The organism is Verrucomicrobiota bacterium (assembly GCA_038744685.1).
Lineage (GTDB): Bacteria > Verrucomicrobiota > Verrucomicrobiia > Opitutales > Puniceicoccaceae > Puniceicoccus.
On sequence record JBCDMB010000011.1, the window covers coordinates 59,624 to 72,578 of the forward strand.

The window sequence follows — 12,955 nt, forward strand, 5'->3', positions numbered from 1 at the left end:
CTAAAAGGAGATGACCGCGCTTATGTTCATCCAAACATTGGTCTCTCGGCCGCCAATGTTACGACTGGCTCCATCGTTGTTGGTCGCTATTTGAGGACCGATAAGCACTCGCAGTTGTTCGTCGTAAAACGTGTGCCCCAGATTCACTCTACCCATCGCCCAAGCCCAGCTATTCTTATCGCCAAAGCTCGTGTCCCCCTGATCCGCGTAACCGAAGTTACCGCCAAGAACTACGAACGCTCCGCTATAACCGAAGTAGGGTTCCAAGTCGATTTCGTGGTTTAGAATGAAATACAATTCATGTCTCTCCCTCTCAAACTTGTATTGATACAGAAACGTTGGACTCGCGAAAATCGAGTCCAGCTCAGCCGCGAAAGATAGACCCCAGACTGTGCGAGGATCCGCAAGCTGGTTAGGATAATACTCCAGAAGACCGCCCACTGTGATGTTCAAACCATCGGTAGCGGAAAAACCATAACTGAGGGTGAAATCGAATTCCTCTACGTCATCGTCATTGATCGATGAATCGAGAGGAAAGTTGCTCCACATCCCAGCAGTCAGTCCAAGATACGAAACAGCGATCGACGTCTGGTACACTTCATAGCCGATCTGCTTACCTCTGGACACATATTGCGACTCATAATTGAGACCGATACCCAGATTCACCGCATCTTCTGCGGCAATATCCGTATCGATACTGGTGGTTAAAGAAGTGTCGTCGACGGATACGACATCGTCTAAAAGGAGATCATCATCCTCCGATGGACCGCCCTGTAAACCATCGCTAGTGTGATCGTGAGGAGCGGGGTCTCCCGATACGCCCTGCCCATTTGCAACCAAGAAAACCAGCGGGGAGAGGACAAAGGATAAGAAACCAATTCTAGAAATATCCCGACAACTCATATTGAACACCTTTCTTCTGTTTAGTTTTGCGGCTCTCAACCGCCTCGCGCGATTCCTCATGCTGAACATAAGAAAGACTGATAGCCAACTGTTTTTTTACCGAACCTAAATTTAATGTCGGGTAGGCGGATTGAGTCGCTTGACTGCCACCAGCAACGGATTTTGTCTCCAAACATGATTGTAGCACCGCAAGCGATCAGAGAGATCACCTCGGATTGGCTGACAGTTGTTTTAAAAAGCGCCGACCTAATCCGCTCAAGCAAAGTGGTCGGCGCAGTGCCTACCGTTTTGAGTGAAAACCGGGGGTTTCTCAGTGTAGTTGCAAAATTCGCTCTTAGTTATGATGAGCCGGAACCAACAGCGCCAAACACTGTGGTCGTCAAAATGGAGACTCCTGATCCTGAACTGCATATGATCGGAGACGAGAAACATGCCTTCGAACGAGAGATCAAATTCTATCAAGAGGTTGGTCAAAGGACGGGTATCCGGCTCCCCTCCGTCTACTTCGCTGTGGATCAGCCGCCTCATTTCTGTCTCGTTATGGAGGACTTTTCTCACTGTGAACCAGGAGATCAAGTGGCGGGGATGCCTTTAGACTTGGTCGGAACCGCTGCTCAAATGATGGGAACTCTGCAGGCCCGCTTTTGGAACAATGAAGCTCTGGAATTATTGAATTGGATGCCAACTTCCAATCGGATTGAGGCCGACTACGAAGAGAACTGGACGTCGTTTAAAAAACACTACGGGCACTTTATCGAGAAAGGTGGAATTGAGTTGGGTGATCATTTGCTTTCTTATATCGACTGGGTGTTCGAGGAGATTGAGCATCGCCCGAAGACCATCACTCATAACGACCTGCGCGAAGATAATCTTCTTTTTGGCAAGGCCGGAACGAATGAAGAAGTGATCATTATCGATTGGCAGCTGGCAACCCGTAGTATGGGCGTTTTTGACATCACCCGATTGATTTCAGGAAGTACCCTTCCGGATCTTCGGCGAGGTCACGAAATTGAAATCCTTCGGATCTGGTACGATTCTCTCATCCGCGGAGGAGTGGAGGGCTACTCTTGGGAAGATGCCCGCTATGACCTTCACCTCGCCTTGCTCGAGTGCATTTGCTACCCGATAAAGTTTCACACGGCATTCATCGATAAACCCCATGAGGGCCGCGGGTACCAACTGACGGAGGCAATCATCCGCCGGCATTTTGCATCCGCTGTCGATCTGAATGCGGCTGAGATCCTTCCTGGCTAGGACTCCCTCGCGGTTCGTCTGATCCGTCCGGTTGGATAAACGAAGGCAGCAAACCTGTCTCGCCGTAGCTCTTCAGCGAAGGCGGAAGGCGGCCTCATCGGGCAGCGTTAGCAGATAGGTCCGAGAGCCTATGTGGCCCGCAAACTTCTCAGCGGCCTCACCCGGATTCCGGCGGTGTCGAAATCACGAGCCAAAGGAGATTAACCGAAGGGCCCTAAAACGAAAATCGATACTTCGCCAAACGGGTGCGAATCTCTTCCACCACCCGCTCTTCATTTTCCTCGCCGTGCGCCTCGAAGGTCACAGAGAACCGCACAAAGGCACCAACGTCGTCCCACGGGACGGTGCTGACGAGCTCTTCTCGAATCAACCACTGGCTGAAGTCTTCCCCTGTATCGAAATTCGTTTTCTCCCCAGAGGAGTCTTCGGCGGCAGACGGTGCCTTCACGTAGAGAAAAAAGCTTCCTTGTGGCTTCTTTGCATCGAAGCCGGCCTCTCGGAGAGCTCCAACAAGGCGGTCCATCCGACGCGAGTATTTAGCAGCGATTTCCTGAGTGATCCAAGGTTGACTGAGCGCCGTCTCCCCCGCCTTTTGGATCGCTAAAAACTGGCCGGAATCCGAGTTGTCTTTCACATGCCCATAGGCAGCGACAATCAGTGGATTACCAACCACGAATCCGATCCGCCAACCTGTCATGTTGAAACCCTTTGACAACGAATGCAGCTCGACAGCGACATCTTTGCCACCTTCGACCTGTAGGATCGAAAGCGGTTCCCCTTCGAAAATGAGAGCGGCATACGCTGCGTCCTGAATCACGACGATCTCGTTCTCCTTTGCAAAACGGACTACTTCTTCGAAAAACTCACGGGTTGCAGAAGCACCGGTTGGGTTATTCGGGTAATTGAGCACCATGACTTTGGCACGTTTGCAAATATCTGCCGGCACTGCCGCCAAATCGGGGAGAAAACCATTTTCTGCATGGAGAGGCATATTGAACACCTCCCCACCGTAATACTGCGCATGAGTGCCGAGAACCGGGTAGCCCGGAGTCGTCATCAAGACGACATCACCAGGGTTCACGAAACAAGCGGGAAGCATGGTCAGAGCCGTCTTCGATCCGATCGAGTGAAGCACCTCGGTTCCCGGATCGATCCCTTTCACTCCAAAGACCTTCTCCATGTAGTGCGCCGCTACTTCAAGAAACGATTCACAACCATTATCGGCGTATCCGCGATTCTCTGGACGAGCCGCCTCGTTTTGAAGGGTTTGAACGACCTCCGGGTATGCCATACGATCGGGCTCGCCTACCCCCATATCGATCAATGCCTTTCCAGGGTGTGTCTTTACCGCTGCCCGCTTTGCACGCTTGATCTTCTCAAATTTGTAGATGGCGGTGTCTTTGCCGAACCCGGCTCCCCCAATTCGCTCTGCAAATTGTGATTGAATGTATGACTCACCCATGGGCTCGTATAATTTTAACAGACTTGTGGTAAAGCAAGGAGCGAATCGCTTTTCCACTGCGGTTCGAAAATCCTGCTTCCCACCTCCACCTCAGTTTTAGTTGAATCAGAGCGGTCTTTGCGTTTTGGTCGCTCGAATGCAGATCATCGAGTCAATCAACGAGATGCAATCCGTCGCGATATCGAATCGCTCCAAAGGACGCCTAATCGCCCTGGTTCCAACCATGGGAGCCCTCCACACCGGACATGGTGGGTTGATCAAGGAGGCGAAAGAAAAAGGCGACCTCACTGTCGTCTCCCTCTTCCTCAACCCAACTCAGTTTGCTCCCAACGAAGACTTTCAGTCCTACCCAAGAGACTTCGCGAAGGATCGCGCCTTTTGCGAAGAGCACCAGGTCGACATCCTCTTTGTCCCAAAAGAAGAAGAAGTCTTCCCTCCAAACTATTCTGTTCATGTCGAAGAGTCTTTTGTAAGTGCGGGTCTTTGTGGGATCTCCCGTCCCCAGCACTTCCGCGGGGTTACGACTATCTGCGCGAAGCTCTTCAACATCGTCCGTCCGGACGCTGCCGTTTTTGGACAGAAAGACGCCCAACAATGCGCGGTGTTGCGGAAAATGATCCAAGACCTTCACCTCCCGATCGAACTGGTGGTTGCACCGACAGTTCGTGAAGACGATGGGCTCGCATTGAGCTCCCGTAACCAATATCTCACTACGGAGCAGCGGAACGATGCTAAATATCTCTTCAAGGCGCTGGAAGAAGGGAAAAGGCTGGTCGAAGAAGGGGTTCGCAGCGTTGACCGAGTCATCGCGGAAGTGACACACGTTCTTTCGGGCAGGCGCCGGATCCGAATCATTTATGCTTCTATTGTCGACTCGGAATACATGCAGCCCATGCGGGAGATCGTTCCCGGTAAGTGCCTGATCGCGGTGGCCTGCTGGCTCGACCAAGTCCGGCTCATCGACAACATCGAATTGTAGACTACACTGCTCCCCTTTCCGTGAGAGCTTTCACGATTTGAAAACCTTCGATTTTGACGCCGTTGTTGTCGGCAGTGGGATCGCCGGCCTCAGCTTCGCCCTTGGACTGGCCGCTCGAGGCCGTTCGGTCTGCCTTGTAACCAAAAAGAACAAGGCTGAATCCAACACGAATTACGCGCAGGGGGGAATTGCGTGTGTCACCTCGGCTACCGACGACTTTGAATCACACGTGCGGGATACTCTCGAAGCGGGAGACGGATTGTGTAATCCCGAAGTTGTCCTCGATGTGGTGAGAGATGGTCCGGCCAGAATCGAAGAAATCGCGAGGATTGGAGTGGAGTTTTCTCAACTCGACGACGGAAGGGTGTCACTCGGCAAGGAAGGCGGGCATTCGAAACGGCGCATTCTTCACGTAAAAGACATCACTGGAAGGGCGATTGAGGAGGCTTTACTTCATTCAGTAGCCGCAAACGAGCGGATCGAGGTACATGAGCACTGTATGGCGATCGATCTCATCACGACCCGCAAACTGAAGAAGTTTGGGTTTCAGGGGTCCGGGACCGACAACCGGGTCGTCGGTCTTTACTGTTACAACGAGCAAACTGGCGAGGTCTTCGCCCTCCGCACTCCGGCCGTCCTACTCGCTACCGGAGGCGTCGGCCAAGCCTACCAGTTCACAACCAATCCCGACATCGCTACTGGAGACGGAATCGCGATGGCCTATCGGGCAGGAGCCGAAATCCAGAACCTTGAATTCGTCCAGTTTCACCCCACCGCATTCTTTTCCAGAGACGGCAATCGGTTTCTCATAAGCGAAGCGGTTCGCGGGGAGGGAGCAATTTTGCGCAACTCGGAAGGGAAATCCTTCATGGAAAACTATCATCCACGCCGGGACCTTGCACCAAGGGATGTTGTCGCCCGAGCGATTGATTCCGAGATGAAACGCTCCGGCTCCGAGCATGTTTACCTCGATATCACCACTAAGTCGAAAGAAGAGCTCGAGGAGCGGTTTCCGACCATTTATGCTCACTGCCGCGAACAGGGGATTCGTATCGAATCAGACTGGATTCCGGTCGTTCCTGCTGCCCACTACCTTTGCGGCGGAGTAGCTACCTCACTCTCGGCGGAGACATCGATCAGAGGATTGTATGCTTGCGGAGAAGTCGCATGCACAGGTCTCCACGGTGCAAATCGACTGGCCAGCAACTCCCTTTTGGAAGCGCTTGTTCTCGCTCACCGAGCCGTCGATTCGGTAGATGGTTTCCTCGCAGCAGGCCCTGGAGTCTCTCCCGATCTCCCTCCATGGGTAGATGGCAATGTGAGTGATTCCGACGAGCGGGTGATCCTTTTCCACAACTGGAGCGAGCTCCGGAAAACCCTTTGGGACTATGTTGGAATCGTCCGCACGACCAAGCGCTTGGAGCGTGCTCGCGCGAGGATCCAACTTCTTTCCAGGGAAATCAACGACTACTACTGGAATTTTCGCGTCGAGCCCAAACTCCTTGAGCTCCGCAATCTCGTTCAAGTTGCCGATCTAATGGTCCGCTGCGCTCTCCAGCGAAAGGAAAGCCGCGGCCTCCACTACATCCTCGACTATCCTTCGTTATCTCCTGAGGCAAGGGACACGAAGATTATGGATTAGAAGAAAGTGGCGAACGTCGAACATCGAACTTCCAACGTTGAAGATCGAATATGAATCACCCTTTCGACGTTGGACGTTTAGCGTTCGACGTTGGATGTTCGCTATCCTTCTTCACCAACGAAGAACCCGCTGGAAGAATCGCTCTGCCTCCGGAGTCTGTGGCGAGTCGATCACTTTAGAAGGAGACCCCTGTTCGAGAATATTTCCGTCGTGCAAAAACAGCACTTCATCCGCTACCTCACGAGCAAACCCAATTTCGTGGGTGACGAGAACCAAATCTCTCTCCTGCTCCCTTACCTCTCTGATCGCCTCAAGCACTTCGAAGGTCATCTCCGGATCAAGAGCTGAAGTCGGTTCATCAAAGAACAGCAGAGACGGTTGAAAGGCCATTGCACGGGCGATGGCCACCCTTTGCCGCTGCCCACCGGACAAAATTCCGGGCTTTTTCCCAGCGTGTTCACCCAACTGAAATCTCCGGAGCTGGTCCATTGCCTTTTCAACAGCCTCCTCCGGAGGGCATCCGTGAACTTTCTCCAAAGGTAAGGAGATATTTTCAACCGCTGACAGATGAGGGAATAGGTTGAATGCCTGGAACACCGTTCCGACTCTTCGCCGATAGGCCAAAAGCTCCTTCTCTTCGAAAGACATCTCTTGACCGTCCCAAACGACCCTCCCCGAGTCCGGCTTCAATAGTCCGGCAAGGATGCGAAGAAGGGTTGATTTCCCACCTCCTGAAGGGCCAACGACGACGAGCACCCGCGCATTGACTACCTTCACACAAACCTCATGTAAGACCGATCTTTCCGAGAAAGAAACCGTCAGATTAGAGACTTCTAGATTCATGCGGGATGCTCTAAACGTTCCTCCATTCTCCTTGCGAAAAGGGAAATGGGAAGGGTAAGGATAAGGTATCCGACAGCCAACGGGAGAAAGCTTTCGAAAGTGCTAAACGTAAAAGAATTCACCTCCTGCGCATTCAAGGTCAGCTCATTGACCGCAATGATTGAAAGGAGGGAGCTGTCTTTAATCAGTGACGCGAACTGGCCGCTAAGCGGGGGAAGCGTTTGCCGAATCGCTTGAGGCAAGATCACGAAGCGCAGCGTTTGTGAGTCAGTAAAACCGACTGCCCGAGCACTTTCCCGCTGAGAAGCCGAAACACTTTCGAGGCCTGCTCGGAAAATCTCGGCAATATACGCTCCAGAAAATAGAGCCAAAACCAAAACGCCGACCACATACCGGTTGCTGATCCCGTACCCGTCAGCGACAATGTAGAAGAAGATCAAAATCTGAACGAGGAAAGGAGTTCCCCGAATCAGTTCGATATAAAGAGTCGCAAGACTTCGCAAAAAAGGGCGATTGGAAGAACGGGCGAGTGCACAACCGAAGCCAATCAAAGTGCTCAAAGAGAGAGCGGCAGCGGAAATCCATAGGGTATTCAACCAACCGTCCAAAAATTTGTCTCGATATTCCCATACACCCTTCCAATCCCAACCGTAATCCAGCTGGAAAAACGCGAAGGCGAAGAAGCCGCCGAGAACAACCAACGCAAACAGCCAGCCAGCGAACACCCGGGCCGGAGAAACTTGATCCTTAGTCAAAACAACTACTGGGGATCACTTGCATTGATAAAAATCGACCGGATTTCCACACTCAACTTATCCCCGGAGGTCGAGGGTTTCGCAAAGATGAATGGTGAATGAACCAATAAACCGCCAGACCCAGTAATCCAAACACGAGACCACAGAGTCCCCAAAAGGTCGGCCCGAAGAAAAACAATCCGCCACTTTGGCGTAGCTTAGCGTCCTGACTGATGCCGATGAACAGAGCCACGTGGAGCGCGATGACCACGCAAGTCCATAGAATACCAATCAAAGTGAAAAGACCGACAAGTCCGCCTTGAGACGAGGAAACTGGATTTGGGAATATCGAAAAGTCCATGACCGAAAGCTAGTGCCCACTCCGCGCCTGCTCAATTCGAAAGGAAGCGGATTCGGGAGTGCGCCAGTTTTGGCGGAATCCAAAAAAGGTTTCTCATTCAGTTTGCTTTTCAAAATTTCTCTCATCCATTCCGAGCTCTTATGAAAAGCACGCCAAAAAATATTGGGCGATAGCTCCCAGGAGAACGTTAATTTTTCATGAAGCCAACCGCCTTAGCCCATTTCTTCAGCCGGACGGTCCTGCCGTCGGAGATGCATTCACTTTCACTCCCTGAGTTGGTCGATTCAATTGCAGCCAACCCTGGAATCCTTCATCTCATTGAGACAGTAGGGTCACAAGACGTATACAGCCAATCGGTCATTGATGAATTCACAGGATCGAGTCACATCCCTTCTCTCCACTCCTACCGTCAAATTCGTTCCGGCCTCAGCCTGAGCCTCGGTAAACTCTTAACAGAGATCTCCTCTTTCGTCCGAATCGAGGACAAGGGGATTGCCGATGAATGGATGATGCTCGCGGATCGGGTGATCAACCACCCTGAGTTCGATATCCAGGTACGGAAGCTCGTAGCGGATGGACCCCTTGCGTCGTCCTACCGGAAATTGGCAGCCGACTTTCTGGAGGAGGACCCACACGTGGTTTTTCCAACCTCGCCTTACCGGATCAGTCAGGGGCATGTAGTGTCCGACGAAGAATACACCGCAATCGATGGGGTAATTACCTCTACGGTCACCACCAGCATTCGTGTGGTTGACGATGTGCTCAACCCTGCTGAACCCCTTTTGCGCAACATTTACGCGCCCCACCGGCGCTGTATCGCGCTCGTCGATAGCAACGTGGACCTTCATTTCGACGACACTATCAAGCGCTACTTCAAGCACCACGACATCGACCTGCTTTACAAGGTGCACCGTGCCATGGAGGTCGATAAAGACATTTCCAGCGTCGAGACCATCCTCGGGCAGCTCAAGGCTCTCGGCGCCTCGAGAAATGAGCCAATCCTCATCGTTGGGGGTGGAGTGTTAGCGGATATCGCTGGCTTTGCCTGCGCTTTATATCACCGCAACACCCCATACGTCATGCTGAACACGAGCGTCGTAAGCGGGATAGACGCAGGGCCGTCACCACGCACGTGCTCAGACGGATACGGATACAAAAACCTTTTTGGGGCTTACCACGCTCCCATTGTCTCGATCACGGACCGGACCTTCTTCCGGACCCTACGCAAAGGATGGATCCGTCATGGCGTTGCAGAGATAATCAAGATGGGCGGAGCAAAAGACGTCGGGCTGATCGATCTCCTCGAACAGGTCGGCCCTCGCCTAGTCGATACCGCTTTTGGAACCATTGACACCCCGAAAGGGTCGGAGGTCGATGTTCTCTCCAAGCGAATTCTTGGAGCCGCCCTCAAAAGCTACGTAGAGAGTGAGTATGACAACCTCTACGAAACCCATCAGTGCAGGCCACATGCTTTCGGCCACACTTGGTCGCCCGGCTTTGAAATTGCCTCGGGTATGCTCCACGGTCACGCAATCTCGGTGGGGATGGGTTTCAATGCCTACCTCAGCCTTCGGCATGGCTGGATTTCTGAAGACGATCTGAACCGCTTGCTGCGTGTAATCTCTCTGTTCGACCTCAGCCTTTGGCACGACATTCTTCTCGACACGGAAATTCTCTGGCAAGCACAGGTGAAAATGGTCGAGAAGCGAGGCGGGAACCTCTGTGCGCCCCTTCCTAAAGGTGGCCTTGGCAAATGTGGATATCTCAACGACCTCTCTCGTGAAGACATGGAAGACGCCGTTAGGTCGTACCAGCGGATCTGCGAAACTTTTCCGAGAAACGGTGTTGGGATAGAGCCTCTCTGCACGGACGTGGGTCTCGAAGATCCAGGAACGGTGGGGACGTCTTCCAGAGATCTAGACACCGCGGGTGCGTAGCCCCTTTCATTTCCGTGCGAGCGGAGTCTAAGCGCGTAAATGAGTCATCGCACGGACATCGCTTCCGATCAATCTTCTGACCAGGTCCCTCACGATGTCTTCATGCCACTCTTCAGCGAGGGTTGGCATACCCGAGCGGTGCTCGAGGGCCTCTGTTTTCATACGAAAGTGCGGTCCATTCACATCGCGGCTCCAGCCGAACCCATTGAGCGATTGAAACCTGTCGTTGAAAGCTGGAATTGCGCTCCGATTACCTTCCATTGGGAAGATACTTTTTTTGGAGTCGACCTTCTGAGTAAGGCAAAACTCTTCGAACGTCTCAATGCGATCCCAGAGCTTTACCAACCGGGCTGGTTCTACCAGCAGCTACTCAAATTTGGAGCACAGGAAATCATAACCAGCCTCAGCGATTGGACTCTTATTTGGGACAGCGATCTAATCATTCTCGGCGGTTGGCCTTTTTTCATCAACGACATTCCCGCATTTGCTCTTTTGCAGGACCGCTCCGCCGGTAACGCAGACATCGTCGCTTCCTGGAGAGGATGGATCAATGACACTCTAGGGGTGGAAGCGATTGAAGATGCACGCGGAACTTTCATTCCTCATCACATGTGGTTTTATCGTCCAGCGATACAAGAGTTGCTCAACCGTTTTCAGGGGGAGGATCGCCACTGGACCCAATCGGTGATCGACTCGGTTGCCACCCATAAGTCTTTCAGCGAGTATTGGGCCGTCGCCAGCTGGATGAAGGCGCATTTTTCTAAAGCGTTAGCCTATCATCCCTACGAGGTGGCTGGAGCTACTACGGAACGGTTTTTCGACGACGGCAGGGGTCTGTTTACCCAGGCATTTTCCCAATGGCATGAGAGGCAAATCGGGAAGAAACCACGCAGGTTTCCATCCTACGATTCAATCTTATCGTTTGTGAAACATGAATACGGCGAAGAAAGGATACCCTCCTCCCTCTCTCTCGAGGGTAGTGAACGCCACATCCGCAAGAACATCGCCAACCGCCACGTGGAAGAGCTTCGTTCCCGATGGCTCGTCACCGAAAAGGAAGCGGCAGAGTTGGGAATCTCTCTAGGGCAGTAATCTATCCCCACTCGGCGTGGGCCAGAGGGTATCAGAACACAAACGGGTAGCCCATCTTGGCAAACGCCTCTTTTTGCTCGGCGAGATAGCGATCCCCCAGCCTCTCGAAGCCCCCGGTTTCTTCATAGTAGGCTAGAAAACGATTTACCTCTTCCAACAAAGCCTTGTTGCCCTTGCGGACGCCAATCGCCCAATACTCTTTCCGAAACGGATCGAGGAGAGCGTTAGTGGTTTCCTGGTGGCGCTGCCAGTTCTTGAAGGTGGACATCTGGTCGTAAATAAACGCGTCGGCCTTCCCCTGAACGACCTCGAGCACAGCGACTGATTCTTTCTCCAATACCAAAAGGCGGACGCCCGGGAGATTTTGCGTCGCGTAGAGATGACCAGTCGTTCCCTGTTTCACGGCGACCACTTTCCCGTCAGAAAGGTCATTGATCGAATCGATCCCGCTATCGTTACCCACCAAAAGGGTCAGCCCCGTTGTTAGGTAAGGATTCGAAAAATCAATCGCCCGTGCTCTCTCCTCAGTCCGGGTCATTGAAGAAAGGACCAGGTCGATCTTGCCGGTCCGAAGCGCAGGGATCAGCCCTTGAAAAGGGATGTTCACGATCCGAACGGGACGGTCGAGGTATTCTCCGAGAGCCTCAGCAATCTCAACACTCACTCCGGCCGGATTTCCTTCCGCATCCGTCATCTCAAAAGGCGGGTAAGATAGTTCCATACCGACTCGAAGCGGCTGCGAAAAAGCAATGAGTGCGGAGAAGACTAGGCCAATAAAGAAAGTAGCGACTCTCATAAGAAAAACTTGATCCAACAGCACCGTGAAATCGAATCGAAAAGAGTAGTTTCAACTCGGGTTCCGAGTTGGAAGTAATACCGAATTCCCTACCGCAAGTCCAAGTCAGGCTGCGCCTTGACCAAACGATCTACAGCCACCACCTGCTCAATAAAGGGCTCGAACGCTGCCAATGGCAACGCGCTCGGGCCGTCGCAGAGTGCTTTATCCGGATCAGGATGCGCTTCGAGAAAGAGTCCTGCGATTTTCTGAGACACTCCCGCCTTAGCCAGCTGAAGTGTGGCTTCTCTTCTTCCACCGGAGGAAGATTCACGCCCTCCCGGAATTTGAAGCGAGTGGGTTACGTCGAAAACGACTGGTGCACCCAGTGATTTCATCACGCCGAACCCAAGCATATCCACCACAAGGTTGTGGTAACCGAAGGATACCCCCCGCTCGCACAGCAAAACGCGCTCGTTGCCTGCTTCGCTGAACTTCGTGAGGATGTGCCTCATGTCCTCAGGAGCGAGAAACTGGCCTTTTTTTACCTGGATGACAGCCTGTGTTTGGGCAAGTGCCGCGACTAGATCAGTCTGCCGGCACAAGAACGCGGGCAGTTGCAAAATATCGCACACCTCGGCGACAGGAGCTGCCTGATGAGGCTCGTGAACATCCGTTAGAACAGGAACTCCAAACCGATCCTTGATTGACTTGAAGATCTCCAACCCTTTCTCCAAGCCCGGACCCCGAAAGGAGCTGATTGAAGACCGATTCGCCTTATCAAACGATGCCTTGAAAACGTAAGGCACTCCCAGGCGTTTAGTAACCTCGACCATCGTCTCCGCCACCTCCATCGCCAAGTCCGAAGATTCCAAAACGTTCACCCCCGCGATCAAGACCAGGGGTTTGTCGTTCGCGAAACGAATCGATTCAGAAAGTTGAATGGTGTTTTCCATGACTCGTTTTTGCGACT

11 protein-coding genes are annotated in these 12,955 nt (G+C 52.6%); 5 read left to right on the forward strand and 6 right to left on the reverse strand.

All coding sequences use genetic code 11. The annotated features are described in order from the left end of the window. Entirely contained in the window at positions 1-903 is a 903-nt protein-coding gene (locus AAGJ81_08465) for a hypothetical protein (protein MEM0966163.1), read from the reverse strand. 174 nt (positions 904-1,077) lie between these two features. Here AAGJ81_08465 and AAGJ81_08470 point away from each other — a divergent pair, with 174 nt between their 5' ends. Then, positions 1,078-2,157 (forward strand): oxidoreductase family protein, encoded by a 1,080-nt coding sequence (locus AAGJ81_08470; protein MEM0966164.1) that lies wholly within the window; start codon positions 1,078-1,080, stop codon positions 2,155-2,157. Positions 2,158-2,371: 214 nt separating this feature from the next. On the opposite strand, the gene AAGJ81_08475 is transcribed toward AAGJ81_08470, so the two are convergent. Continuing rightward, positions 2,372-3,619 carry an LL-diaminopimelate aminotransferase gene (locus tag AAGJ81_08475; protein ID MEM0966165.1) on the reverse strand — a complete coding sequence of 416 codons (1,248 nt, stop codon included), beginning with the start codon at positions 3,617-3,619 and terminating at the stop codon, positions 2,372-2,374. A 136-nt stretch (positions 3,620-3,755) separates the two neighbouring features. On the opposite strand from AAGJ81_08475, the gene panC reads away from it, so the two are divergent. Both panC and nadB read left to right on the forward strand, forming a co-directional pair. Next, positions 3,756-4,598: a pantoate--beta-alanine ligase gene (panC, locus tag AAGJ81_08480; protein ID MEM0966166.1), complete on the forward strand. Its 843-nt coding sequence runs from the start codon at positions 3,756-3,758 to the stop codon at positions 4,596-4,598. A gap of 37 nt (positions 4,599-4,635) precedes the next feature. After that, on the forward strand, positions 4,636-6,240 hold the full coding sequence (gene nadB / locus AAGJ81_08485; protein ID MEM0966167.1) for an L-aspartate oxidase: 1,605 nt from the start codon (positions 4,636-4,638) through the stop codon (positions 6,238-6,240). 111 nt (positions 6,241-6,351) lie between these two features. Here nadB and AAGJ81_08490 read toward each other — a convergent pair whose 3' ends face one another. Both AAGJ81_08490 and AAGJ81_08495 read right to left on the reverse strand, forming a co-directional pair. Beyond that, the gene (locus AAGJ81_08490; GenBank protein ID MEM0966168.1) at positions 6,352-7,083 is read right to left on the reverse strand and encodes an amino acid ABC transporter ATP-binding protein; all 732 of its coding nucleotides are present in this window, start codon (positions 7,081-7,083) and stop codon (positions 6,352-6,354) included. Beyond that, complete coding sequence (locus tag AAGJ81_08495; protein MEM0966169.1) at positions 7,080-7,838, reverse strand: amino acid ABC transporter permease; 759 nt, start codon at positions 7,836-7,838, stop codon at positions 7,080-7,082. The genes AAGJ81_08490 and AAGJ81_08495 overlap by 4 nt, the downstream gene beginning before the upstream one ends. 537 nt (positions 7,839-8,375) lie before the next feature. On the opposite strand from AAGJ81_08495, the gene AAGJ81_08500 reads away from it, so the two are divergent. Together AAGJ81_08500 and AAGJ81_08505 are read left to right on the forward strand one after the other, a co-directional pair. Beyond that, complete coding sequence (locus AAGJ81_08500; GenBank protein ID MEM0966170.1) at positions 8,376-10,115, forward strand: sedoheptulose 7-phosphate cyclase; 1,740 nt, start codon at positions 8,376-8,378, stop codon at positions 10,113-10,115. A gap of 39 nt (positions 10,116-10,154) precedes the next feature. After that, positions 10,155-11,207, forward strand: a complete 1,053-nt coding sequence (locus tag AAGJ81_08505; protein MEM0966171.1) for a hypothetical protein — start codon at positions 10,155-10,157, stop codon at positions 11,205-11,207. A gap of 31 nt (positions 11,208-11,238) precedes the next feature. On the opposite strand, the gene AAGJ81_08510 is transcribed toward AAGJ81_08505, so the two are convergent. Together AAGJ81_08510 and kdsA are read right to left on the reverse strand one after the other, a co-directional pair. Beyond that, positions 11,239-12,003 carry a transporter substrate-binding domain-containing protein gene (locus tag AAGJ81_08510; protein ID MEM0966172.1) on the reverse strand — a complete coding sequence of 255 codons (765 nt, stop codon included), beginning with the start codon at positions 12,001-12,003 and terminating at the stop codon, positions 11,239-11,241. An 89-nt stretch (positions 12,004-12,092) separates the two neighbouring features. After that, positions 12,093-12,938: a 3-deoxy-8-phosphooctulonate synthase gene (gene kdsA, locus AAGJ81_08515; protein MEM0966173.1), complete on the reverse strand. Its 846-nt coding sequence runs from the start codon at positions 12,936-12,938 to the stop codon at positions 12,093-12,095. Between the last annotated feature and the right edge of the window lie 17 nt (positions 12,939-12,955).

Coding starts and splice junctions, on each gene's coding strand:
- AAGJ81_08490 (MEM0966168.1), bottom strand. CDS start 7,083: ATGAATCTAGAAGTCTCTAATCTGACGGTTTCTTTCTCGGAAAGATCG.
- panC (MEM0966166.1), top strand. CDS start 3,756: ATGCAGATCATCGAGTCAATCAACGAGATGCAATCCGTCGCGATATCG.
- AAGJ81_08470 (MEM0966164.1), top strand. CDS start 1,078: ATGATTGTAGCACCGCAAGCGATCAGAGAGATCACCTCGGATTGGCTG.
- AAGJ81_08475 (MEM0966165.1), bottom strand. CDS start 3,619: ATGGGTGAGTCATACATTCAATCACAATTTGCAGAGCGAATTGGGGGA.
- AAGJ81_08500 (MEM0966170.1), top strand. CDS start 8,376: ATGAAGCCAACCGCCTTAGCCCATTTCTTCAGCCGGACGGTCCTGCCG.
- AAGJ81_08510 (MEM0966172.1), bottom strand. CDS start 12,003: ATGAGAGTCGCTACTTTCTTTATTGGCCTAGTCTTCTCCGCACTCATT.
- kdsA (MEM0966173.1), bottom strand. CDS start 12,938: ATGGAAAACACCATTCAACTTTCTGAATCGATTCGTTTCGCGAACGAC.
- AAGJ81_08505 (MEM0966171.1), top strand. CDS start 10,155: ATGAGTCATCGCACGGACATCGCTTCCGATCAATCTTCTGACCAGGTC.
- AAGJ81_08465 (MEM0966163.1), bottom strand. CDS start 903: ATGAGTTGTCGGGATATTTCTAGAATTGGTTTCTTATCCTTTGTCCTC.